This is a genomic window from Bradyrhizobium sp. 25ACV (assembly GCF_054863005.1).
Genome location: NZ_JAVAYO010000020.1, coordinates 101,140 through 125,432, shown reverse-complemented (window position 1 = coordinate 125,432; position 24,293 = coordinate 101,140). Strand labels below are relative to the sequence as shown.

Sequence of the window (24,293 nt, the reverse complement as noted above, 5' to 3'; positions counted from 1 at the left end):
CTAGAATTGCATGCTCGCAGGAACAGCCGAGGCGGACGTGCTGACGCCGATCATCGATCTCTTGGGTGAAGATCCGCTGTCATGGCTCGGCGGCCTCGTGGTCGGAGGTCTGTTCGGGTTCTTCGCGCAGCGCAGCCGCTTCTGCCTGCGCGCCGCTGCGGTCGAATTCTCCCGTGGCGAGGGCGGACCGCGCCTCGCGGTCTGGCTGCTGACCTTTGCCGCGGCGCTGGTCGGCACGCAAGGCCTGGTCGCGCTCGGCTGGCTCGAAATATCCGAGGCCCGTCAGCTCGCGCAGCAGGGCAGCATCTCCGGCGCGCTCCTCGGCGGCGTCATGTTCGGTTGCGGGATGATCCTGGCGCGGGGTTGCGCCAGCCGGCTGCTGGTGCTCTCGGCGAACGGCAACCTCCGGGCCTTGTTGTCGGGGCTGGTGTTTGCCGTGACCGCGCAAGCCTCCTATCGCGGCCTGCTGTCGCCCGCGCGTGAATGGGTGACCAACCTGTGGCTGGTCGATGGCGGTCCGTCGCGCGACATCATGGCGATGTTTGGTGCCGGCACGCGCGAGAAGCTTGCATTCGGAGGTTTGTGGCTGATTGCGGGGCTGGCCTTCGCCTTTCGCAGCCGGTTGCCGCGCCGGCTGATCCTTGCCGCACTTGCGACCGGAACGGCCGTCGTCGCCGGCTGGCTCTTCACCTACCAGCTGTCGCAGGCTTCCTTCGCGCCGGTGACCTTGAAGAGCCTCACCTTCAGCGGGCCGTCGGCCGAGCTCTTGATGCTGGTGCTCAACAGCGCGCAGCTTCGGCTCGGCTTCGACCTCGGCATCGTCCCCGGCGTATTCCTCGGCTCGTTTCTGGCCGCGGCGCGCGCGCATGAACTTAAGCTCGAGGGATTTTCGGACGGGCTCGGCATGCGGCGCTACCTGTTAGGGGCGGTGCTGATGGGGTTTGGCGCGATGCTCGCCGGCGGCTGCGCGGTCGGCGCCGGCGTGACCGGTGCCTCCGTATTCGCACTCACCGCCTGGCTCGTGCTCGGCGGCATGTGGCTGGGGGCGGGACTCACGGATCTGCTTGTCGACCGCGCCGGCGTGCCGCAGCAGACGACGGGCTTGCCGGCCGCGAGCGGCTGACATCAACATTGTCGCATTGCTAAGGAGAACATCGAGCGCGTTGGCGAATGCGCGTGCTTGCTTCTGAGGTGCGTAGATCAGAATTTTAGTTGCGTACCTCAAAAATCGGGAGCAGGATCGCGGCAAAGAATAAGATCCGGTCGGGAGGAGATGTGATGAGACTGCTCAGGAAGCTGGGACTCGCCGCTGCCGCATGCCTGCTTTTGGCCGACGCCGCCGCAGCCGATACGATCGTCAAGTGGCTGCACATCGAGGCAAATCCGGCCCAGGTGAAAATCTGGGAGGAGGTCGCGCGCGCCTATGAGGCCTCCCATCCTGGCGTCAAGGTCGAGATGCAGTTTCTCGAGAACGAAGCCTACAAGGCCAAGCTGCCGACCATCCTGCAATCCAAGGATCGGCCGAACATCATCTACAGCTGGGCCGGCGGCGTCCTGAAGACCCAGATCGAGGCAGGCGTTCTCGACGACATCACCGAACAGGTGAAGGGTTACAGCGACAGTCTCACGCCGGCCGCGCTCGCAGCATTCACCGCTAGCGGCCGCGTTTATGGTCTGCCGACCGCGATGTCGCAGGTCGGCTTCCTCTGCAACAAGGAGCTGATGGCCAAGGCGAAAGTCGATCCTGCCGGGATCAAGAGCTGGGACGATCTGCTAGCGGCGGTGAAGACGCTGAAGGCCGCCGGCGTGACCCCGATCGTGGTCGGCGGCGCCGACAAATGGCCGTTGCACTTCTACTGGACCCATCTTGCGGTGCGCATCGGCGGCAAGCCGGCATTCGACGCTGCATTGCGCGGCGAGGACAACGGCTTCGCCGGCGAGACCTTCCAGAAATCCGGCGAGCTGTTCAAGCAACTCGTCGACCTCCAGCCGTTCCAGAATGGCTTCCTTGGTTTCAAGAATCCGCAGGCCGTCGGCTATTTCGGCGACGGCAAGGCCGCGATGACGCTCGCGATCAGCACGGTCTATCATTTGCAGCGCGCTCTCGCCGCCGACAAGGTCGGATTGAGCGAAGACAAGATCTGCTGGTTCGACTTCCCGGTGGTGGCCGGCGGCAAGGGCGCGCCGACCGACACGCTCGGCGGCATCACCGGCTGGCTGGTCACGAAAGGCTCGCCGAGGGAGGCGGTCGATTTCCTGAAGTACTTCGTCTCGAAGGACGTGCAGACGCGGCTTGCGGCGGGTAACTTCATCATCCCGGTGGTGCAGGGCGCGGACGCTGGTCTCAACAATGCCTTCATGAAGCTGATCGCGGCCAATCTGGCGAAGTCGAACTACCACCAGAACTTCTATGACCAGAGCCTTGGTCCATCGGTCGGCCGCGTCGTCAACGACGTCACCGCGGAGATCGCCGGTGGCAGCATGAGTCCGCAGAATGCGGCGAAGGCGATCGAGGCGGCGTGGAAGCAGGGCAACTGACGGTGGCGCGGCGTATCGCGAATTCGCCCGCGATTGGCGTTGCGGGGACACCGTTCTCTTCGCTCGCGGTCCGCGGCCCGGCCTGGGACGGCCGCTTCACGGTCCTGATCTTGTTCCTGCCGCCGGCGCTGCTGTTGTTCACGCTGTTCGTGGTGCTGCCGATCGGCGAGGCCGCCTGGTATTCGGCCTTCAATTGGAACGGGTTCGGCAGGCCGACCAACTGGATCGGCTTCGACAATTACCGCTTCGTGCTGGAGACGCGCGCCTTCTGGCTCGCGCTGCGCAACAATGGGCTGATTATTGCGGTCTCGCTCGCGATCCAACTGCCGCTCGCGCTGACGCTGGCCTTGATGCTCGCCGAACGCTTTCGCGGGTCGGTGGCGCTGCGCATGCTGTTCTTCATGCCCTATATCCTGGCCGAGATCGCGACCGGGCTGATCTTCAGCTTCGTCTATGACGGCGATTACGGCCTCGTCGCCTCGATCTGGCGCAGCTTCGGCGCCGAGCCGCCGCATTTGCTGGCCTCGACCGACACGTCGATGCTGGCCGTGCTGATCGTGATCGTGTGGAAGTATTTTGGCTTCCACATGATGCTGTTCATCGCGGCGCTCCAGAGCCTCGACAAGAGCCTGATCGAGGCGGCACGCATCGACGGTGCGACGCGCTGGCAAGCCCTGCGCCATGTCGTCATTCCCTTGCTCTATCCGACGATCCGCCTCTCGGTGTTTTTCGCCATTGTCGGCTCGCTGCAGCTGTTCGACCTCGTCATGCCGCTGACACGCGGGGGGCCTGCGGACTCCTCGAACACGATGGTGAGCTTCCTCTACAACAACGGCATCTCGCGCATGCGGGTCGGCTATGGCAGCGCCATCGGCGTCATCCTGTTCGCGATCTGCGTGACCTTTGCCTTCACCTACAAGCGCTGGTTCATGCGCGATGAGTAGTGCGAAGATTTCCCGCAACCCGGTCGATCCCGCCGTGGTGTTCAAGGCGGTGTTCCTCGCCATCGTGGCCATCTTCGTGCTGGTGCCGCTGCTCGCGACGTTGCTCGGCGGCTTCAAATCGCTCGGCGAATTGCGCGTCAACCCGTTCGGTTTGCCGCGTCACTGGGAGTGGCAGAACTACGCCGACATCCTGTTCTCCGCGCGCTACTGGCAGCTCCTGCGCAACTCACTGATCATATCGTCGCTCGCGGTGGTGTTGACCCTGATCACCGCATCGATGGCGGCGTTCACCTTTGCCCATGTCAAGTTCTACGGCAGCTCGATGCTGCTGAGCTATCTCACGCTCGGCCTGCTGTTTCCGGCGGCGACCGCGGTACTTCCGTTGTTCATCAAGGTGCGCGATCTCGGGCTGCTCGATACTTATTTCGGCGTTGCGTTGCCGCAGGTGGCCTTCAGCCTCGCGATGAGCGTGCTGCTGCTCCGGCGTTTCTTCAAGGACATTCCCTACGAACTGCTCGAGGCTGCGCTGGTCGACGGCTGCAGCTACATCAAGTTCTTCCGCTATGTGACGTTGCCGCTGTCGCGGCCGATCCTGGCGACCGTCGGGACCATCACCTTCGTCAACAGCTGGAACGCCTATCTGTTGCCGCTGGTGATGCTCAACACGGATGCGCTCTATCCCTGGCCGCTCGGCATCATGGTCTATCAGGGCGAGTATTCGTCCGAGTGGCACCTGATCCTGGCCTTCATCACGTTGACCATCCTGCCGACGATCATTCTCTTCCTTCTGGCGCAGAAGCACATCGTTGCCGGCCTCACGGCGGGTGCGGTCAAGGGATGAATGGACCCTTACGGAGATCACAATGAGAAAAGTCGGAATTGGAATCATCGGCTGCGGTGTCATCAGCACGGCCTACCTCAAGGCGGCGCAACGCTTCCCGGTCATGGAGGTCAGGGCGCTCGCCGATATGCGCAGTGAAGTCGCGGAGCGGCAGGGTGCGGCTTTCGGGCTGCCGGCGATGCGGGTCGATCAATTGCTCAAGCGCGATGACGTCGAGGTCGTCATCAATCTCACGGTGCCGCTGGCCCACACCGACGTCAGTCTCGCGGTGCTGAATGCCGGAAAGCATGTCCATTCCGAGAAGCCGCTCGGCATCAACGCCGCCGAAGCCCGCAAGGTGATCGATCTCGCCGCACAGAAGAACCTGCGCGTCGGCTGCGCGCCCGACACGTTCCTCGGCGGTGGGCACCAGACCGCCCGCAAGCTGATCGACGACGGCGCGATCGGCACGCCGGTGGCGGGCAGTGCCTTCTTCGGCTGCCCCGGCCATGAGCGCTGGCACCCGGCGCCAAGCTTCTATTACTTGCGCGGCGGCGGGCCGATGCTCGACATGGGGCCGTACTACATCACCGATCTCGTGCAATTGCTCGGGCCGGTTGCGAGCGTGATGGGCTCGACCGCGCGGCCGAAATCCGAGCGCCTGGTCACCAGCCAGCCGATGAACGGCACGCTGATCCCGGTCGAGGTTTCGACCCATGTCGCGGGCACGCTTGAATTCGAGAGCGGAGCAGTCATCTCGATCGCGATGAGCTTTGATGTACCGAAGCACCGGCATGCGCCGATCGAGATCTATGGCGACAAGGGCAGCATGCAGGTGCCGGACCCGAACCGTTTCGGCGGTGAGGTGCACCTCGCCAGGACCGGCGGCGAATGGGAAACGATGCCGTTGACGCACGGCCATGTCGAGGGCGAGTTCCGCTCCATCGGGGTCGCCGACATGGCGTCCGCGATCCTGAACAACCGTCCGCACCGCGCCAGCGGTGCGCTTGCGTTCCACGTGCTGGAGGTGATGGAGGCGTTCCAGACCTCCGCCGATGAAGGGCGCCGCGTCAAGATCGAGAGCAGCGTCGAGCGGCCGGCGATGCTGCCGGCGGGACTTGAAACGGGACAGATCGACTGAGGGAATGACCATGCGCAAGGCAATGATTGTATGGGGCGGCTGGCCGGGACACGATCCCGATCTCTGCGCCTCGATGATTCGCGGCTGGCTGAGGGCGGAAGGCTTCGAGGTGCGGATCGAGACGACGACGGCGGCATTCGCCGATCCCGCGATTCACGACATGTCGCTGATCATTCCGATCTACACGATGTCGAAGATCGAGAAGGCGGAAGCGCTCAATCTCTGCGCCGCAGTGCGGAGCGGCGTCGGGCTCGCCGGCCATCATGGCGGCATGTGCGACGCGTTCCGCGATTCCGTCGACTACCAGTTCATGTGCGGCGGGCAGTGGGTCGCCCATCCCGGCAACATCATCGACTACAAGGTCGACTTGACGAAGCCGGATGACCCCATCATGAAAGGCCTGAACAGTTTCGAACATCGTTCCGAGCAATATTACATGCATGTCGACCCCGCCAACGAGGTGCTGGCGACGACGACCTTCACCGGCGAGCACGCGCCGTGGATCGAGGGCGTGGTGATGCCCGTGGTCTGGAAGAAGCGCTACGGCGCGGGCAGGGCGTTCTATTCCTCGCTCGGCCACCGTGCCTACGAGCTCGACGTGCCGGAGATCCGCACACTGATGACCCGCGGCATGCTGTGGGCGGCGCGCGAATGACGGGTGGGGCGACGCAGCCGGCGATTCGTGCCACGCTCGAGGACGTTGCACGTGCGGCCGGCGTTTCGCTTGCGACCGTCGATCGCGTCGTCAACCGGCGCGAGGGCGTGCGCGCCAAGACCGTCGCGCGTGTCGAGGCCGCAGTGGCAAAACTCGGCTATCGCGCGGACGTCGCGGCGGCGCGGCTCGCCCGCGGGCAGACGTTCCGCTTCGCCTTCGTGCTGCCGACCGGCAGCAACAGCTTCATGACCAATTTGAGCGAGCAGGTCCTGCGCACTGCGGACTGGCTCGCGGGCCAGCGCGGCTTCATCGACATTCTCCATGTCGACGTGTTCGATCCGGATGTGCTCGCCGGCGCGCTGGAAACCCTGTCGCCGGCCTATCAGGGCGTCGCCGTCATCGCGCTCGATCATCCCAGGGTTCGGGCCGCGATCGACGAGCTCGTCGGACGCGGGGTCGCCGTGGTGACCCTCGTGTCGGATGCGCCGAGCTCGCGCCGCCTGCACTATGTCGGCATCGACAATCCCGCCGCAGGCCGCACTGCCGCGACGCTGATGGGGCGCTTCCTCGCTGGGCGCGAGGGGACGGTCGCGGTGATCGCGGGGTCGCTGTCGCTGCGCGATCACACCGAACGGCAGTTCGGTTTCCATCAGATCCTGTCCAGCGAGTATCCGAACCTGCCCGCGCTGCCGGTCATCGAGGGCCGCGACGACAGCGATCGCACGCGGGAGCTTACGGCCGCGCTGCTCGCGCGCCATGCCGATCTTCGCGGCATATACTGCTGCGGCGCCGGAAACCGCGGCATCGCCGATGCGCTCGAGGCCTCGGGCCGCGCTCGCGAGGTGGTCTGGATCACCCATGAGCTGACCCAACACACACGGCGTTTCCTGGTTCGCGGCACGCTCGATGCCGTGATCAATCAGGATCCCGGGCACGAGGCGCGCTCTGCGGCACGGGTTCTGCTCGCGCACTGTTCGGGCGAGCCAATCAGCCCCGACCAAGAACGCATCCGCATCGACATTTTTCTGCGGGATAATCTGCCGTAGCGCGAGCTCGTATCGTCAGCGCCGCTGCGTTGAGCCATGCGCGAGCCGGTCAGCGAGCGAGGTTTGGGCGAGCAGGGCGCGGGTGGCGGCTCACGCGGAAGAGGCTGGTTACCCAAAAGCTGGAAGTCACATTGGCTCGATGCCGATCTTCTTGATGATCCCGGCCCATTTCTTGGTTTCCGCGGTCATGAAATCCTTCAGACCTTGGGGGGCCATCACCAGGGGCTCGGCGCCCTGCTCCACCAGGAGGGTGTGCACCTTCGGATCGTTCATGGCTTCGATCATGGCGGCATAGAGCTTGTCGATAACGGCGGTGCCGGTGCCCGCGGGCGCGAGCAGGGCAAGCCACGCCGCGCTCTCGTAATCCTTCAGGCCAGCCTCGGCCGCGGTCGGCACGTCCGGCAGCGCCGTCATGCGTTTGTCGCTGGCAACCGCGAGCGGGCGCGCATCGCCGCTCCTGATCAGACCGATGACGTTCGGCAAGAGCTGGAAGCCGAGCGGGACTTGGCCCGCGATGAAGTCCGGCGTGTAAGCAGCGATGTTGCGATAGGGAACGTGCGTGATCTCGGTGCCCGTGAGCTGCTCGAAATAGGCGGCAGCGAGGTGCTGAGACGAGCCGACTCCGACCGTCCCGTAGTTCAGCTCCCGGGGACGCGCTTTGGTGTACTCGATCAGATCGTGCAGGGATTTCGGCGGCAGCCTCGAATTGATCACGATGACATTCGGCAACGTGGCGAACAGTCCGATCGGAGCGAAATCCTTCAGCGGATCGTAGGGCAGCTCCTTGTATAATGATCGGTTCGCGGCCAGTGGGCCGGAGGTGCTCATCAGCAACGTGTAGCCGTCCGGGGCGGCATGTGCAGCGGCCGCGGTACCGATATTGCCGCCGGCGCCAGGGCGATTGTCGACGACGAAGGCCTGTCCCAATGACGCCGACATGCGGTTAAGCAGGATGCGCGTGATGACGTCGCTGGCGCTGCCGCCGGCGAAGGGCACGAGCACCTGGATCGGACGCGCGGGGTAGTCTTGGGCTTGCGCGGGACGCAGCCCGGTGGCGGAGAGAGCCGCGCCCAGGCCGAGCGAGAGCAAAGACCTGCGGTCAGGGTGAAATCCTTCAACGTGCGGCGCTGTGTCGTCCGCGATCTTGCTGTGACCGAACCTTGCCATCTCGGACTGAATCTCCCGACCGTGTCTTGTTCTGCGCGCCTTGGGAGCGTCCGTGACAGGAATGTCCGGGAGAGCGCCAGGCCGCGATTTTGTGCGCCTGGACCGTAGTTAGCGGCTTGACGTGACCGTCATGCCGGCTCGTCTCGAAACTTACCAACCCGTCTCATTTTGCAAAGGGGCGCGACATCTTGTCCAAATGAGCGTTCGGGATTCAGGAAATCGTCTTCCCCGCCTTGCGACGCTGCTTGCGGGATGACGAGGCTGCGCCGCCGGAGCCAGGTTCGGCCAACTCCCTTGCCACCGCCGCGGCCTGCGCCAGATCGTGGCTGATGACGTCCAGCACGGCCTTGGCCGCAACCGAGACCGCTCGCCGCGGGTGATGCACCCAGGCGATGGAGCGAACGATCCGTTGCGCGTCGAAACGGTGGGCTCGAATGGTCCCGCTTGCCAGCGACTGCCGGAGCGCGATGGTCGGCAGCACGGTCGCGAAATCGGTGGTCGCAATCACGTCGCAGAGGGCGGGCAGGGTGTCGAGCTCCAGGCGCGGCCGAAGGTCGATGCCGAGGGCGGCGGCGTGCTCGTCCAGAATCAGCCGCAGGCCGTGCCGCTTCGAGGGTAGCACCAGATCGAAATTCGCGATGTGGTCGAAGCGCAGTTTTGCGGGCGGCTTGACCGGGCCGTCCTTGCGGCAGGCGAACACCATCTCCTCGTCCATGATGTGATGCGCGGCGAGCGGCGTCCTTCGGCGCGGCACGTTGATCAGCGCGAAATCGAGTTGGCCGCTGTTGACCCAGTCGACCAGCGTCTCGGTGTAGCCTTCGCACGCGGAGAGGATGATCTCGGGATAGCGGCGCGCGACAGTCGCTGACGAGCTCGCCATCGTGCTCTGCGCAACGGAGGTGATGAGGCCTACCGCGACGCGGCCCGAAATCCGCCCGCCGATCTGGGCCATCTCCTGGCGCGCATACTCCGCATCGCGCACGATCGGCGCCGTCAGCCGCACCAGCGCCTCGCCAGCGCTGGTCAGCGTCATGCCCTGGACGCTGCGGTCGAACAGCTTTTGGCCGAGCTCGGCCTCGAGCTTGGCGATCTGCATGCTGAGCGCCGGCTGTACGATGTTGAGCCGGCGCGCGGCCCGCGTGACGTTCTTTTCATCGGCCAGGCACAGGAAATATTGCATCTGCCTGAGTTCCACGGGGCCAGTCCTTCGTTCGCCAACTCGTTCGCGAGCCATCATCTCTGATGATGAATGATATAATCAATCATTATTTGTTGTGATGGCCGAGATTGCCTAGTTTTGCGGCCGGCCACGAGACCTCGAGGGTACGTGGCCACGGGAGCGAAATCAGACATATGCAGCACGCAGCGCCCAAGCGGATGATCATCGGCATTTCCGGCGCCTCGGGCGTCACCTACGGCGTGCGCCTGCTGCAACTCCTGCGCAATGCCGGCGTTGAGACTCACCTGGTGATGTCGAAGACGGCCGAGCAGACCTTTGCCTACGAGACGGACCTGAAGATCGCGGAGGTGAGGGAGCTCGCCAATGTCAGCCATGCGATCGACGACATGGCTTCGGCAATCTCGAGCGGCTCGTTCCGTACCGCGGGCATGATTGTGGCGCCGTGCTCGATGCGCTCGATGTCCGAGATCGCCTCGGGCGTCACCACGACGCTTTTGACCCGCGCCGCCGATGTTGTGCTCAAGGAGCGCCGGCGCCTGGTGCTGATGGTGCGCGAGACCCCGCTGCACACCGGGCATCTCAGGACGATGACGGCGCTATCAGAGATGGGCGCGATCATCGCGCCACCTGTGCCCGCCTTCTACGCAAAACCCGAGAATCTCGAAGACATGGTCGAGCACACCGTCGGCCGGGTGCTCGACCTCTTCGATATCGATATCGGCGTGGTGCGCCGCTGGGGCGAGGACGAAGCGCTCAAGCGCCGCTCGCCGTCGCTGCGCAAGATCGCGCCCTGACCCGAACGCCCGAGGAGAGATACGTCACATGCGAATGCAAAATCCGACGAAGAGCGCGAACGCACCGGCCGATCTGCGTGCCTGGCTCGCTTACCTCGCCGAGCGCGGCAAGCTCGCGATTGCCCGCGAGGGTATTGCGCTGACCGATGAGCTCGCCGCCATCGCGAAGCGGCTGGAGCGCGACAGCGCGGTGCTGTTCCCGCGTCCCGATGGGCACGAGATTCCCGTCATCGCCAACCTGTTTGCCGGTCGTGACTGGGTCGCCGATTCCATCGGCGTCACCGAGGACCAGTTGCTGCCGCGATTCCTTGCCGCCGCAAGCAATCCGCTGCCGACCCGCGAGGTTCCGGACGGTCCAGTGCAGGAGGTCGTTCACGACGACGTCGACCTGCTCCGACAACTTCCGGTGCCGAAGCACAATGAACGCGATAGCGGTCCCTATATCACGGCCGGCCTGTTGATCGCGCGCAATCCGAAGACCGGCGTTCCGAACGTTTCGATTCACCGTTGTCAGGTCAGCAGCAAGAATCGTATCGGCGTTCTGCTGCTGCCGCGGCACACGTTCTCTTACTATCGTATCGCGGAAGAGCTGGGCCAGGCGCTGGAGATCGCCATCGTCATCGGCACGCATCCGGCGCTGCTGCTGGCTTCGCAGGCGATTGCCGCGCTGGACGAGGACGAGATGGCGATTGCGGGCGCGCTGCTCGGCTCGCCCGTGGACGTCGTCAAATGTCGCACCAATTCGGTTCGCGTTCCCGCCCATGCGGAGATCGTGATTGAAGGACGGATACTGCAAGGCGTGCGCGAGCCGGAGGGCCCGTTCGGTGAATTCCCGCAATATTACGGCCCGCGCGCCAATCGCGAGGTGATCGAAGTCGATGCCATCACGCATCGCGCCAAGCCGATCTTCCACACCATCGTCGGCGGCGGTTTCGAGCACCTGATCCTCGGTGGCGTGCCGCGCGAAGCGACGCTGCTCCAGCATCTGCGCCGCAGCTTCCCGACCGTGCTGGATGTTCGTCTCACGCGCGGCGGCACCTGCCGCTATCATCTCGCGATCAAGATGGACAAGACCAATGAAGGCGAGCCGAAGAACGTCATGATGTGCGCCTTTGGCGCGCATTACGACATCAAGCAGGTGGTTGTGGTCGACAAGGACGTCGATATCTCTTCCTCCGAGGAGATCGAATGGGCGGTGGCGACGCGCTTCCAGGCCGACCGCGATCTCATGGTCGTCGCCGGCGCGCTCGGCTCGAAACTCGATCCGACCACGGATGATGGTATCGGCGCCAAGATGGGCCTCGATGCGACAGCGCCGGTCAGCGCGTCCGAGTTCGCCTTCAAGCGCATCCGCGTCAAGGGCGAGGAGGACGTCGACCTGACGACAGCCTTGCAGGCCGATCCGGGCGCTGCGGTCGCGCACCTTCTTGCAGAGGCGCGGATGTGAGCGGGTTACCGCCCGGAAGCCGCTTGCGTCCGTTTGCGTCGTTGGAATATGTAGCTGGGGCGGCCTATAGTGCCGCACCAGCAAGGTAACCATTTTGCGGCGCAACGCCGGGAGGACGAAACTGATGTCGACGGCCCTGCGCATTGCTCATGGCGCTTTCGGCAGGGTCGCTCTGCTCGACATGGACCGTTCGCTGGTCCGCCACGCTCATCATCATTGCCACGTCCTGCTCAAGGTCGAGGGCGCCGACACCCAGTTTCTGGTCGGCGACCAGGTCACGCCGCTCACGGACACGGCCGCCGTTCTCGTCGACGGCTGGAAGCCGCACGCCTATGTGCATGACGTCAATCGCCCGCGCACGCTCATCATGGCGCTCTATATCGAGCCGGAATGGCTGAAGGAGTTCCGGCCCGGATGGGCCGCGAGCGGCGCGCCGGGCTTTTTCGAGCGTCCCTCGGGCGAAGTCTCGCCGCGCATTCGGCAACTCACGCTGCACCTTGCGGCCGAAATGATGGCGAATCCCGATGCGGTGCGAACCCACGAGCAGACCCTTTCGGACCTCATGATCGCGGTGATCGAGCGCTTCACGCCCTGGCGCAGCTTTCCGACCTCGATCCGCGGCATGAGCGCGGTGAGCTGCGACTGGCGGATCCGCCGCGCGATGGACGCGATGCGCGTGAACGATTCCTACGCCAACGTCGATCAGTTCGTGAAGGGCGCGGGCCTGTCGCGCGCGCAGTTCTTCCGCCTGTTCGAGACCTCGCTCGGGGTTTCGCCGAAGCTTTACCTCAACGTCGTCCGCATGGAGCGCGCGCTCGACGCGGTGATGCGCGAGGACACGCCGCTCGGCGAGCTCAGCGAGCGCTTTGGCTTTCCGGAGCCTGCGCATTTCACGCGCTTCTTTCGCGATCATGCCGGCGTTAGCCCGCGCGAGTTTCGCAACGTCTCGCGCCTCGCGGGCTGATCCTTGCGGGCTGATATTGCGCTGCACGCTCTCGAATGAGACGATTTGGTAAGTCGTGAGAGCGGGCGGTATGGCCCTCGCGCCTCCTGTCCTGACAAACGTCGCCGTCGCGTCAGAGAACGCGTCGGGAGGTATGCCGGGACATGGTGCAGGCGGCGGTTCAATCCGCAAATTCGGTTGATCAGAGTGGCGACAAGCCGTGGGTCGGGCGCTCAATCGAGCGCGTCGAAGATGCCGCGCTGCTCAGTGGTCGCGGCCGTTTCATCGACGACCTCGGCGTCCAGCCGGGCACGCTGCATGCGACGATCCTGCGCTCGCCGCACGCCCACGCCGATATTGTTTCGATCGACGTTGAAGCGGCCAGGCGGCTGCCGGGCGTTGCCGCGGTCCTGACCGGCGAACAGATCAAGGCGGTCACCACGAGTCTGGTCGTCGGCGTGAAGGCGCCGGTCGAGTGCTGGCCGATCGCGGTCGAGCGTGTGCGTTATGTCGGCGAACCGGTCGCCGTGATCGTGGCGACCGATCGTGCCCGCGCCGAAGATGCGGCCGAACTGATCAATGTCGAGTATCGCCCGCGAGCGGCCACAGTCGACCCGCTCGGAGCGATAGCGCCGGGTGCACCGGTCCTGCACGACGGCTTTCCCGGCAATCTCGCCAGCGACCGCGCCTTTCGCTACGGCGATCCTGAAAAAGCGTTTGCGGACGCGCCGCATCGCTTCTCCATCGACATCCGCTATCCCCGAAACTCCTGCACGCCGATCGAGACTTATGGCGTCGTTGCCTCGCATGATGCCGGCGAGGATGCCTTTGAGGTTCTCGCGAATTTTCAGGGGCCGTTCAGCATTCACACCGTGATTGCGCGTGCACTGAAGGTGCCGGGCAATCGGCTGCGGCTGCGCACGCCGCCGGATTCCGGCGGCAGCTTTGGTGTCAAGCAGGGCGTGTTTCCGTACATCGTTCTGATCGCGGCTGCGGCGCGCGTCACGGGTCGGCCGGTGAAGTGGATCGAGGACCGGCTCGAGCATCTCACCGCGTCGGTGTCGGCGACCAACCGCGCGACGACCTTGGCCGCGGCGGTTGCGGCCGACGGCAAGATCCTCGCGCTCGACTGGGACCAGGTCGAGGATTGCGGCGCGCATCTGCGCGCGCCCGAGCCGGCCACGCTCTACCGCATGCACGGCAACATGACGGGGGCCTACGACATCGGCCACGTCAGGATCCGCAATCGCGTCGTGGTCACCAACAAGACACCGACCGGCCTCAACCGCGGCTTCGGCGGGCCGCAGGTCTATTTCGCGCTGGAACGCCTGGTGCAGCGGATCGCGATAGGGCTCGGTCTCGATCCGCTCGATGTCATCAAGCGCAATCTGATCGGGGCAGGTGCCTTTCCCTATCGTACCGCAACCGGCGCGTTGCTCGATTCCGGTAATTACCAGGAAGCCATCGCGCGCGCGGTCGAGCAGGGTAGGCTCGCGGAACTGAAGGCGCGGCGCGACGCGGCGCGGGCGGAGGGGCGTCTCTACGGGATCGGCTTCACGGCGGTGGTGGAGCCCAGCGTCTCCAATATGGGTTACATCACAACGGTGCTGACCGCGGCCGAGCGCCGCAAGGCCGGGCCGAAGAACGGGGCGCAGGCGACCGCCACTGTGGGCCTCGATCCGGTCGGCAGCGTCACCGTTCACGTCGCCTCCGTGCCGCAGGGGCAGGGCCATCGCACCGTGCTGTCGCAGGTGGTCGCCGACGTTTTCGGCGTTGAGCCGAAGGACATCCGCGTCAATACCGAGATCGACACTGTCAAGGATGCCTGGTCGATCGCGTCGGGAAATTATGCCAGCCGCTTCGCCGCCGCGGTGGCCGGCACGGCAAAACTGGCAGCCGAGCGCATTGCCGGCCGTCTCGCCCGCATCGCCGCCGGCCAGTTGAACGTCGAAGCCGCGGACATCGTGTTTGCCAAGGGCTTCGTTGCCTCCAGGCACAATCTGGAAAACCGGATCGCGTTCTCGCGTGTCGCCGCGCTCAGTCACTGGTCGCCGGGCTCGCTGCCTGACGATGCCGGCCAGACCATCCGTGAGACTGTGTTCTGGACCCCGCCGGAGCTGACGCCGCCCGGCGAGGACGACCGCATCAACTCCTCGCTGTGCCATGGCTTCATCTTCGACTTCTGCGGCGTCGAGATCGACCGCATGACTCTGCAGACGCGGATCGACCGCTACGTCACCATGCACGATTGCGGCACCATCCTGCATCCCGGCATGGTCAATGGCCAGATCCGTGGCGGCTTCGCGCAGGCGCTCGGTGCCGCTCTCTACGAGGAATATGCCTACGCCGAGGACGGCAGCTTTCTGACCGGAACGCTGGCGGACTATTTGCTGCCGACCACCACCGAGGTGCCGGAGCCCGAGATCTTCCATATGGAGACGCCGTCGCCGTTTACGCCACTCGGCGCGAAAGGCGTCGGCGAAGGCAATTGCATGTCGACACCGGTGTGCCTCGCCAATGCAGTCGCGGACGCGCTCGGCGTTGCCGACATCACGTTGCCGCTGGTGCCCGCGCGGCTTGCCGAGCTGGTGCGCGGCGCCGAGCTGCCGCCTCCCGCGGGGGGCGTGGCTGCGGTGCCTGCGCGCGAAGCGGATCGGCGGCTTCGCGGCGAAGGGCAGGGCTCGGTGAACGGCGCGCCGGAGCAGGTCTGGGCCATGCTGCTCGATCCCGCCACGCTGCAATCGATCATTCCCGGCTGCCAGCGCGTCGACAAAATCACCGAGACGCATTTCCGCGCCGACGTCACGCTCGGCATCGGACCTGTCACTGGACGCTATCGCGCCGACGTGGAGCTGTTCGATCTCGATCCGCCGCGCGCGGTCACCTTGCGCGGCGGCGCCACGGGCGCGCTCGGCTTCGGCAGCGCTGAGGGGCGCGTCACGCTCGCGCCCGACGGCAGCGGCGGGACGAAGCTGACCTACAGCTATGACGCCGCTATCGGCGGCAAGATCGCAAGCATCGGCGGCCGTCTGCTCGACGGCGCGACGCGGGTGATCATCGGCCAGTTCTTCGCAGCGCTCGCCCGCAGGGCCGGCGGTGGTGGCGCCTCGGGCGGCTTCTCGCTGGTCGCCCTGCTGGCGAAATTCGCCGGCCGGTTCGGGGGGCGCCGATGAAGCCGCCCGCATTCGACTATCTCCGCGCCGAAACCGTCGGTGATGTCCTCGACGGGCTGGCGCAGCATGGCGGCGATGCCCGTGTGCTCGCCGGCGGACAGTCGCTGATGGCGATGCTCAACATGCGCCTCGCCAAGCCGAAGCTTCTGATCGACATCATGCGGATCCGGGAGCTCCACAAGATCGAGCGGACAGCCGATGCCGTCGTCATCGGTGCCGGCGTGCGCCAGGCCGATCTGCTGGCCTGGCCGGATCTGGCCGAGGCATTGCCGCTGGTGGCGTTGGCGCTGCCCTGCGTCGGTCACATGCAGACCCGCAGCCGCGGCACCATCTGCGGTTCGCTCGCGCATGCCGATCCCAGCGCCGAGATGCCGCTCGCGCTGGTCGCGCTCGGCGGCGAGGTGCTTTTGCGCAGTGCCAGGCGTCGTCGCCGCGTCGCGGCCAGGGATTTCTTCGCCGGCATGATGCTGACGGCGCGCAGCGACGACGAGCTGATCGAGGGCATCTCGCTCCCGGTCATCAATGGATCTCGCTTCGCGTTCCGCGAGGTCGCGCGCCGGCACGGCGATTTTGCCATCGTGGCCTGCGCCGCGATGAAGATGCCATCCGGCGTCCGCCTCGCGGTCGGTGGCGTTGCGGACATCCCGACCGCGCGGGACTGGCCGCGACTCGAGGGCAGCGCGCTCGACGATGCCCTCAACGCCTTTGCCTACGAGCTCGGCGCGCGCGACGACGTTCATGCCACCGCGCGCTATCGCCGCGACCTCGTGCGCATGATCGGCCGCGATCTGATCGGCGAGGTTATGCGATGACCCGTCTCAAATCCGACGCCCGCCATCCCATCCACGTCTCGCTGAATGGCCAGCCCGTCGCGGGGGAAGCCGAGCCTCGGACGCTGCTGTCCGATTTCCTGCGGCACCAGTTGGGCGCCACCGGCACCCATGTCGGCTGCGAGCACGGCGTCTGCGGTGCCTGCACGGTCGTCGTCGACGGCATGCTGACCCGTTCCTGCCTCACCCTGGCGGCGCAGGTCGACGGCTGCGAGATCAAGACGGTTGAAGGGCTTGCACCCGCGGCCGATCGCCTCGGCGTGCTGCAACAGGCCTTCCGCCGTCACCACGCGCTCCAGTGCGGCTTCTGCACCGCCGGCATCCTGATGTCGCTCGATCATTATCTCGCCAGGAACCCGGCGCCGACCGAGGCGGAGATTCGCGATCTTCTCAGCGGGCATCTGTGCCGCTGCACCGGCTACACGCCGATCATCCAGGCGGCCCTCGAAGCCGCCGCCCAGCTCGCTTCATCGAAAAAAGAGACGTCAGATGCTTGATCTCGGCAGCAGCTTCATGGCCAGCGCCGCGCGCGATCCGCGCGCCATCGCGCTGGTCGACGGCGATCTCCGCCTGACCTACCGGCAATGGTACGACAAGATCTCTGCTTTGGTCGCATCCTTCGGCCGCCTTGGCCTCAAGCCCGGCGACCACGTCGTCACGCTGCTGCAAAACCGCTGGGAGGCCGCGACGCTGCATTGGGCCTGCCAGTTCGCAGGACTCGTAATCACGCCGATCAACTGGCGAGCCAAGGCCGACGAGCTGGACTTCTGCATCGAGAACGCTGAAGCCCGCACAGTTTTCTACCAGGATATTTCTGCTGAGGCGGTGCAGGGTTCGGCGCTCGCCGGCCGGGTGCTACGCGTGTCGGTCGATCCGGGCACAGGCGAGGCGACAGGCTTTGCCGATCTGATCAGGGGCAGCGCGCCCGACGCCGAGCCGTGCGTCGGCTCTGATGCCTGGTCGATCATGCTCTACACATCGGGCACTACCTCGCGGCCGAAGGGCGTGCCGCGGCGTCATCGCGCCGAGCGTGCCGCGGCGATCGCCCATGTCGCGCAAAATCTCTACGGCCGCGGCGAGCGCACGCTCGGCGTGATGCCGCTCTACCACACCATGGGCGTCCGCTCGTTGCTCGCGATGTCGCTGATCGGGGGCGGCTTCATCTGCCTGCCGCGCTATGACAGCCGCCACGCGCTGGAGCTGATCGAGCGGGAAGGGATCACCAATCTCTATCTGGTGCCGACGCTCTATCACGATCTCGTCCATCACGAGGCCTTTGCCCGGACCGACGTCTCCAGCGTGCGCAAGCTCGGCTTTGCCGGCGCCTCGATGACGGATGGCCTGCTGAAGAAGCTGAACGAGACCTTCAGGCCGGAGCTGTTCGTCAATCATTACGGCAGCTCCGAGATCTACACCTTCACGATCGATCAAAACGCTACGGCAAAACCCGGCTCTGCCGGTAAGGCCGGGCTGAACCAGCACGTCAAGGTCGTGCGCATCGGCGCGCGTTCGGTGGCGGAGCTTGCCGCGGTCGGCGAGGAGGGGGAGATTATCGCCACGCTCGCGGGCGACGAAGCCTTTGAGGGCTATTGGCGCCGCCCCGAGGCCGACGCGAAATCGTTGCGCGAGGGCTGGTATTTCACCGGCGATACCGGCTTCGTCGATCACGACGGCGACCTGTTCGTCACGGGCCGCGTCGACGACATGATCATCACCGGCGGCGAGAACGTCTCTCCTGTCGAGATCGAGAGCTGCCTGTCGCTGCATCCCGGGGTCGACGAGGTCGCCGTGGTCGGTGTCGCCGACGAAAAATGGGGCAAGGTCGTCGCCGCCTTCGTCAAGCGCAATCGCAACGTTTCCGAGAGCGAGCTGGAGCAGTTCTGCCGCACCTCGGGCCTCGCCAACTTCAAGCGGCCGCGCCGCTACGTCTTCGTCGACGCGATTCCCAAATCGCCGGTCGGCAAGCTGCTGCGGCGCCTGCTCGTCGCCGGAGAATACGAGACCGAGCGTCGGCCGCCATCGGACGCCGCTTGATCGTCACGCATCAACAGAAGGAAGAGAAAATGCCGTCACCCTATACTTTTGCCGATCCTCGGCTTGCCAAGCTCGACGGGTTCAAGGTCGAGATCGATGAGGCGCATGAGCGCGCGGACATCATCCTGGGACGTCCGCCCTACAACGTCGTGGCGATGCCGCAGCGCGACCAGCTCCGGCTGACCTTCGAGACGTTGGACGAGGATCCGCGCGTGCGCATCATCGTGCTGCGCGGAGAGGGCGAGCATTTCTCGAGCGGCGGGAACATCGGAGGTTTCATGGAAGCGAGCCCCGAGCACGTTTCCAAGCTCGCCTGGAATATCGCCGCGCCGGCGCGTTGCGCCAAGCCTGTTATCGTCGCCAATCGCGGCTATTGTTTCGGCGTGGGCTTCGAACTGTCGCTGGCCTGCGACTTCCGTATCGCCTCGGAGACCACGCAGTACGCGCTGCCCGAGCAGAAGCTCGGCCAGATCCCGGGCTCCGGCGGGTCGGCGCGGCTGCAGAAGATGGTCGGCATCACCCGCACCAAGGACATCGTGATGCGCTCCAAGCGCATCTCGGCGAAGCAGGCGCTAGAGTGGGGCATCGCCACCGAATGCGTGCCCGATTCCGAACTGGAGAAGGCGACCGACAAGCTTGTCGACGAGCTCCGCAGCTTCTCGCCACTGGCGCAGCGCACCGCCAAGAAGCTGCTCAACGACACCGAGGATTCGACACTCGCCATCGCCATCGAGCTCGAGGGGCATTGCTACAGCCGCCTGCGCCAGTCGGACGATTTCAGGGAAGGCGTCGAGGCCTTCAACGCCAAGCGTCCGCCGAAATTCGTCGGCCGTTGATACGCGACGCAACAAACTGCCGCGGTTCGCATGGCGCGGACCGCGGCCCTAATCAAACGGGGAGGGTAAAACAAAATGGCTGAGATGGATATGCCGGTCGCCGGTGCACGGGCATCGACGGATAACAAGCAGATGGTCAATGCGATCATCGCGTCAGTGCTCGGATGGGCACTCGACCTGTTCGATTTGTTCATTCTGCTCTATGTAGCGCCGGTGGTCGGCGCGCTATTCTTTCCGTCGAGCAATGCGGCGCTCTCGCTCGCCGCGGTCTACGGTTCGTTCGCCGTTACGCTGCTGATGCGGCCGCTCGGTTCGGCGGTGTTCGGGCACTACGCCGACGTGCACGGCCGCAAGCAGGCCATGCTGGTCGCCATCGTCGGCGTCGGCATCAGCACCGCCGCGTTCGGCCTGCTGCCGACCATCGCGCAAGTCGGCGTGATCGCTCCCATCGTGTTCCTGATTTTGCGCCTGGTGCAGGGCGTGTTCGTCGGTGGCGTGGTGGCCTCGACCCACACGATCGGCACGGAATCGGTGCCGCCGCATTGGCGCGGTGCGATGTCGGGCCTGGTCGGCGGCGGCGGCGCCGGCATTGGTGCGCTGCTGGCGTCCTTCATCTTCCTGATCACGTCCTCGGTATTCCCCGGAGATGCCTTTGCCGTCTGGGGCTGGCGCTTCATGTTCTTCTCGGGGCTGCTGAGTTCGCTGCTCGGCTGGTTCATCTTCCGTAATCTTGAAGAATCTCCCTACTTCAAGGAGCTCAAGCGCCAGCAGGGCAATAAGCAGGCGAAGGTCTCGAAGGCGCCTGTCAAGGACGTATTGTCCCACGAGTATCGCGGCGTCCTGCTGATCAACCTGCTCATTACCTTCGGCGGCGGCGCCGGTTATTATCTGACCTCGGGGTATTTGCCGAGCTTCCTGAAAGTCATCAACGCGGTTCCGAACCAGACCTCCTCGCTGATCCTGATGGGCGCCAGCGTCTCGGCGTTCTTCGCCGCGGTGCTGGTCGGCGCGCTGAGCGATCTCATCGGCCGCAAGAAGACGTTCCTGCTGATCGGGGTCCTGGCGGCGGTGCTGTTGCCGCTGTGCTATCTGAACCTCGCCACGACCAAGGACATCACGCAGATCACGCTCTATGCGCTTGCCATCGCCTTCATCGGTAATGCCGGTTATGCGCCGGTGCTGATCTTCCTGAACGAACGTTTCCCCACGGCGCTCCGCGCCAGCGGCACCGGCCTGTCCTGGAATATCGGCTTTGCGCTGGGCGGAATGATGCCGACGTTCGTTTCGCTGGTAAGCGGCAGCCCCGCGGAGATTCCGATGTCGCTGGCCTACTTTGCAGTCGGCGTGTTCGTGATCTATTTGATCGGCGGGGTCGTGATCCCCGAAACCAAGGGCAACTTCCGCTGAGCTGGATCGGCGCGGCTGCACCTGCGGCCGCGCCAGCCACTACCCCGCAAGAAACCCGCCATCCACCGCGACCACCGTTCCGGTCGCGTATTGCGAGGCTGGCATGCAAAGAAAGGCGACGGCACCGGCGATGTCCTCGGGCTGGCCCCAGCGCTTGAACGCGGTGCGGTCGGCGATGCGCTGATAATGGGCGCGGTCGGTGCGGCCGGCGGCATTGATCGCGGTTTCGACGTAGCCGGGCGCGACGGCGTTGACGCGGATGCCGTCTTCGGCCCACGCCAGGGCCAGCGCCTTGGTCAGCATCACGACGCCGCCCTTGCTGGCGCAATAGGCCGGAATCCGCGGCAGGGCCAGGGTTGCGTTCATCGAGGCGATGTTGACGATCGAGCCTTTCATCTTCGCCAGCTGCGAGCGGAACGCCATGCAGGTCCGGAACGTGCCCGTGAGATTGACGTCGAGCACTTTCGTGAAGGTCTCGATTTCGTATTCCTTGTCCCGCGCCAGGATGCCGGCGCAATTGATCAGCGCATCGACGCGTTCGTGCTGTCCGGCGAGCGAGGCGACGGCTTCATCGCTCGTGACGTCGAGCGTCGTGAGCGCAAGTCCGGCGCGCGGCTTGAGCAGGGAGCGTGCGAGATCGGCGTCATTGACGCCTGTGGCGGTCACCGTCGCCCCGAGGTCGCAGAACTGGTTGCTGATCGCGGCGCCGATGTCGCCAGCGCCGCCGATCACGACGGCATGAAAACCGGAGGTTAGAGAAAAGCTGGTACTCATCGGAGGATCTCACTTCAGGATTGCGGGAGGCGGAGCCGTCGATTCCCGGACCACCAGCGAGAAGTCGATCTCGCGATGCATGATGGTCTGCTCGCCGGCGAGGCTGCGCACCAGGTATTCTCCGGCCCGCTGCCAGGTCTCGTCGGTTGGGACGTGGATCGTGGTCAGGCTCGGTCGCAAATGGCGGCTCCAGTCGAGGTCGTCGAAGCCGACGACGGACAGATCACGCGGCACCGAAAAGCCGCTGCGCTCCGCTTCCAACAGGACGCCATAGGCAATGACGTCGTTGCCGCAGACCACTGCCGTCGGGCGCTTCTTGAGGTTGAGGAGATGGCGGGCCGCCTCGCGCGCGTCGTCCAGGGTATAGGGCACCTCGACATGCCATTCCGGAGGCAGCTCCAGGCCGTTCTCCGCGAGCGCGCGGCGAAAGCCGGCGACGCGAGCGCCGGCGCGGTCGTTGTTGCGCTGGAGAGCTGAAACGATTCCGATCCGGCGATGGCCGAGCTCGATGACATGCCCGGCCGCCCGATGGGCGGCGGCCTCATTGTTCGTGCCGACGCAAGGGTAGGGCCGGTCGGGCTGATAGATCCCGACATTGATGAAAGGCACCGCATTGTCCGCGAGTAGCTTGCGCAACCCCTCGTGATGGCAGTCGCCCCGCAGCACGAGGCCATCGACGCCGCGGCCGATCAGGTTGCGGGCCTGTTGCAGCTCGACGTCGAGATCGTATCCGCTCGTGGTGAGAAACAGCATGTAACCCACCGAGGACAGGTATTTTTGCAGCGAGGCGATGCCGCGCGCGAACATCGTGTTGTCGATCGTCGGCACGATCGCGCCAAGCGTACGCGATCGCCGCGACGACAGAATCCGGGCCGGCGCATGCGGGATGTAACCGACGGCTTCGATTGCCTGCGCGATGCGCGCGCGCAGGGACGGGCTCACCGCATCGGGATTGTTGAGCGCACGTGAGACCGATGCCGTCGACACGCCGGCTCGTGCCGCGACGGCGCGGATGCCTTGCTTCGTCAATTTGGCGGACGGTCGATTCATGATGTAACGTTACAATTCCGGATCGCGGGCATGGCAAGGAGAATATCTGCAATAATGCGGCACAAAGGATCGATTGTCTATCGCTTGACAGAGGTGCGTCGGCGCTTAGGATGTAACCGTTTTCAGAAGGCGCCGACAGCATAAGGCGGCCAGCGGGAGGAGAGTTCGATGAAGGCCAGAATGCTCGCGACGCACGTCGCGTTGCCCGTTCTTGCGATTGCCGCCGTCAGCGCGCAGGCGCGCGCGGCCGAATTCGACTGGATGAAGTTCAAGGGCAAGACCGTCACCTTTCTCGCCAACAACAATCCGGTTTCGCAGGCGCTGCTCACCTATAAGGCCGATTTCGAGAAGCTGACCGGCATGACCCTGAAGGTCGACGGCTATCAGGAACAGCAGATGCGCCAGCGTCTGGTCACCGTCATGAATGCGAACAGCGACGAGGTCGATGTGTTCATGACGCTGCCCTCGCGCGAAGGCGAGCAGTTCGCCGCTTCCGGCTGGTACGGCGATCTCACCGCGATGGCCAAGAACGAGGTCGCCAAGGACTACGATCCGGCGGGGTTGAGCCAGGCCCTGCTGAAGGCCGCGACGTTCGGCGGCAAGCTGACCAGCATGCCGATGAACATCGAGGGCCCGATCTTCTATTACCGCACCGATATCTTCAAGAAGTGCGGCCTTGAGGCGCCGAAGACCATCAAGGACGTCGAGGCCGCCGCCGAGAAGATCAAGACCTGCGACAGCACGGTGACGCCGTTCGTCTCGCGTGGCCTCAAGCCTGCGATCGCCTACACCTTCAGCAACATACTGCACAATATCGGCGGCACATATATCGCAAGCGGCAAGTCGAGCCTGTGCTCGGCCAAGGGCAAGGAGGCGCTTGACACCTATAGCCGGTTGCTGCGCGACTTCGGACCGCCCGGCGTCGTCAATTACAGCTTCCAGCAGATTTCGGCGCTGTATCGCGGCGGCCGCGCGGCGATGGCGTTCGAATCCTCGAATGAATTGCGCACGGTGATGGAAGGCGGCGCGCGCCTGAAGGACACTGGCCTGTTGCCGTTCCCGGCGGGCGAGGCCGGCCAGGTGCCGACCACGATCGGCTGGGGCATGGCGGTGTCCTCGCACAGCAAGCAGCCGGATGCCGCCTGGTACTTCGTGCAGTGGGCGACGAGCCCCGAGGTGCAGAAGAAGATGGCTTTGCAGGGCATTGCCCCGCCGCGTCCGTCCGTCGCCAAGGACCCCGAATATCGCAAATGGATCGACGAGGAGCCGGTGCGCAAGGAATGGCAGGCCGCGCTCGACGTGCTCGCCACCAAGGGCTCGTCCGAAGTCGGCTATCCCATCGTCGCCAATCCGCAATCGCGCGAGTTCATTGGTCAGGCGGTGCAGGATTTGATCCTGAAGCAAAAGACCGTCGATCAGGCTTGCGCGGACGCCGACAAGGCGCTGGACGCGCTGATCGCGCTGAACTGACCGCCCGGTGCCGGCTGGTGTCCGCGCCGGCCGGCACCTAACTC

21 protein-coding genes are annotated in these 24,293 nt (G+C 65.1%); 17 read left to right on the top strand and 4 right to left on the bottom strand.

Annotated elements, in window-relative coordinates:
* The first annotated feature begins 37 nt into the window (after nt 1-37).
* From RAD04_RS33780 to RAD04_RS33750, 7 genes are all read left to right on the top strand, one after another.
* Nucleotides 38-1,123 carry a YeeE/YedE family protein gene (locus tag RAD04_RS33780; RefSeq protein WP_461627277.1) on the top strand — a complete coding sequence of 362 codons (1,086 nt, stop codon included), beginning with the start codon at nt 38-40 and terminating at the stop codon, nt 1,121-1,123.
* A gap of 155 nt (nt 1,124-1,278) precedes the next feature.
* A complete protein-coding gene (locus RAD04_RS33775) occupies nt 1,279-2,538 on the top strand; it encodes an extracellular solute-binding protein (RefSeq protein WP_461627260.1) in 1,260 nt (419 codons plus the stop codon).
* Between the two features lie 2 nt (nt 2,539-2,540).
* Nucleotides 2,541-3,482: a carbohydrate ABC transporter permease gene (locus RAD04_RS33770; RefSeq protein WP_092261879.1), complete on the top strand. Its 942-nt coding sequence runs from the start codon at nt 2,541-2,543 to the stop codon at nt 3,480-3,482.
* Entirely contained in the window at nt 3,475-4,323 is an 849-nt protein-coding gene (locus RAD04_RS33765) for a carbohydrate ABC transporter permease (RefSeq protein ID WP_461627259.1), read from the top strand. Before RAD04_RS33770 ends, RAD04_RS33765 begins: the two co-directional genes overlap by 8 nt.
* Nucleotides 4,324-4,345: 22 nt before the next feature.
* A complete protein-coding gene (locus RAD04_RS33760) occupies nt 4,346-5,443 on the top strand; it encodes a Gfo/Idh/MocA family protein (protein WP_461627258.1) in 1,098 nt (365 codons plus the stop codon).
* Nucleotides 5,444-5,453: 10 nt separating this feature from the next.
* Complete coding sequence (locus tag RAD04_RS33755; RefSeq protein ID WP_461627257.1) at nt 5,454-6,098, top strand: ThuA domain-containing protein; 645 nt, start codon at nt 5,454-5,456, stop codon at nt 6,096-6,098.
* Nucleotides 6,095-7,144 carry a LacI family DNA-binding transcriptional regulator gene (locus tag RAD04_RS33750; protein ID WP_461627256.1) on the top strand — a complete coding sequence of 350 codons (1,050 nt, stop codon included), beginning with the start codon at nt 6,095-6,097 and terminating at the stop codon, nt 7,142-7,144. The genes RAD04_RS33755 and RAD04_RS33750 overlap by 4 nt, the downstream gene beginning before the upstream one ends.
* A 126-nt stretch (nt 7,145-7,270) precedes the next feature.
* On the opposite strand, the gene RAD04_RS33745 is transcribed toward RAD04_RS33750, so the two are convergent.
* Both RAD04_RS33745 and RAD04_RS33740 read right to left on the bottom strand, forming a co-directional pair.
* Nucleotides 7,271-8,311 (bottom strand): Bug family tripartite tricarboxylate transporter substrate binding protein, encoded by a 1,041-nt coding sequence (locus tag RAD04_RS33745; protein ID WP_461627255.1) that lies wholly within the window; start codon nt 8,309-8,311, stop codon nt 7,271-7,273.
* 211 nt (nt 8,312-8,522) lie between these two features.
* Nucleotides 8,523-9,491 carry a LysR family transcriptional regulator gene (locus RAD04_RS33740; RefSeq protein ID WP_461627276.1) on the bottom strand — a complete coding sequence of 323 codons (969 nt, stop codon included), beginning with the start codon at nt 9,489-9,491 and terminating at the stop codon, nt 8,523-8,525.
* 173 nt (nt 9,492-9,664) lie between these two features.
* On the opposite strand from RAD04_RS33740, the gene RAD04_RS33735 reads away from it, so the two are divergent.
* From RAD04_RS33735 to RAD04_RS33695, 9 genes are all read left to right on the top strand, one after another.
* Entirely contained in the window at nt 9,665-10,285 is a 621-nt protein-coding gene (locus tag RAD04_RS33735) for a UbiX family flavin prenyltransferase (protein ID WP_461627254.1), read from the top strand.
* A 28-nt stretch (nt 10,286-10,313) separates the two neighbouring features.
* Nucleotides 10,314-11,732 carry a UbiD family decarboxylase gene (locus RAD04_RS33730; RefSeq protein WP_461627253.1) on the top strand — a complete coding sequence of 473 codons (1,419 nt, stop codon included), beginning with the start codon at nt 10,314-10,316 and terminating at the stop codon, nt 11,730-11,732.
* A gap of 124 nt (nt 11,733-11,856) precedes the next feature.
* On the top strand, nt 11,857-12,696 hold the full coding sequence (locus tag RAD04_RS33725; protein ID WP_091952531.1) for a helix-turn-helix transcriptional regulator: 840 nt from the start codon (nt 11,857-11,859) through the stop codon (nt 12,694-12,696).
* 143 nt (nt 12,697-12,839) lie between these two features.
* On the top strand, nt 12,840-15,848 hold the full coding sequence (locus RAD04_RS33720; RefSeq protein WP_461627252.1) for a xanthine dehydrogenase family protein molybdopterin-binding subunit: 3,009 nt from the start codon (nt 12,840-12,842) through the stop codon (nt 15,846-15,848).
* The gene (locus tag RAD04_RS33715; protein ID WP_461627251.1) at nt 15,845-16,660 is read left to right on the top strand and encodes an FAD binding domain-containing protein; all 816 of its coding nucleotides are present in this window, start codon (nt 15,845-15,847) and stop codon (nt 16,658-16,660) included. The genes RAD04_RS33720 and RAD04_RS33715 overlap by 4 nt, the downstream gene beginning before the upstream one ends.
* The gene (locus RAD04_RS33710; protein WP_461627250.1) at nt 16,657-17,175 is read left to right on the top strand and encodes a (2Fe-2S)-binding protein; all 519 of its coding nucleotides are present in this window, start codon (nt 16,657-16,659) and stop codon (nt 17,173-17,175) included. The genes RAD04_RS33715 and RAD04_RS33710 overlap by 4 nt, the downstream gene beginning before the upstream one ends.
* Nucleotides 17,168-18,712, top strand: coding sequence for an AMP-binding protein (locus RAD04_RS33705; RefSeq protein ID WP_461627249.1), 1,545 nt, complete (start codon nt 17,168-17,170; stop codon nt 18,710-18,712). Before RAD04_RS33710 ends, RAD04_RS33705 begins: the two co-directional genes overlap by 8 nt.
* A 29-nt stretch (nt 18,713-18,741) precedes the next feature.
* A complete protein-coding gene (locus tag RAD04_RS33700) occupies nt 18,742-19,548 on the top strand; it encodes an enoyl-CoA hydratase/isomerase family protein (RefSeq protein WP_461627248.1) in 807 nt (268 codons plus the stop codon).
* A gap of 75 nt (nt 19,549-19,623) precedes the next feature.
* Nucleotides 19,624-20,955 carry an MFS transporter gene (locus RAD04_RS33695; protein ID WP_461627247.1) on the top strand — a complete coding sequence of 444 codons (1,332 nt, stop codon included), beginning with the start codon at nt 19,624-19,626 and terminating at the stop codon, nt 20,953-20,955.
* A gap of 39 nt (nt 20,956-20,994) precedes the next feature.
* Here RAD04_RS33695 and RAD04_RS33690 read toward each other — a convergent pair whose 3' ends face one another.
* Both RAD04_RS33690 and RAD04_RS33685 read right to left on the bottom strand, forming a co-directional pair.
* Nucleotides 20,995-21,729, bottom strand: coding sequence for an SDR family NAD(P)-dependent oxidoreductase (locus RAD04_RS33690; protein ID WP_461627246.1), 735 nt, complete (start codon nt 21,727-21,729; stop codon nt 20,995-20,997).
* A gap of 9 nt (nt 21,730-21,738) precedes the next feature.
* Nucleotides 21,739-22,779, bottom strand: a complete 1,041-nt coding sequence (locus RAD04_RS33685; protein WP_461627245.1) for a LacI family DNA-binding transcriptional regulator — start codon at nt 22,777-22,779, stop codon at nt 21,739-21,741.
* A gap of 168 nt (nt 22,780-22,947) precedes the next feature.
* Here RAD04_RS33685 and RAD04_RS33680 point away from each other — a divergent pair, with 168 nt between their 5' ends.
* A complete protein-coding gene (locus RAD04_RS33680) occupies nt 22,948-24,249 on the top strand; it encodes an ABC transporter substrate-binding protein (protein ID WP_461627244.1) in 1,302 nt (433 codons plus the stop codon).
* Nucleotides 24,250-24,293 lie beyond the last annotated feature (44 nt).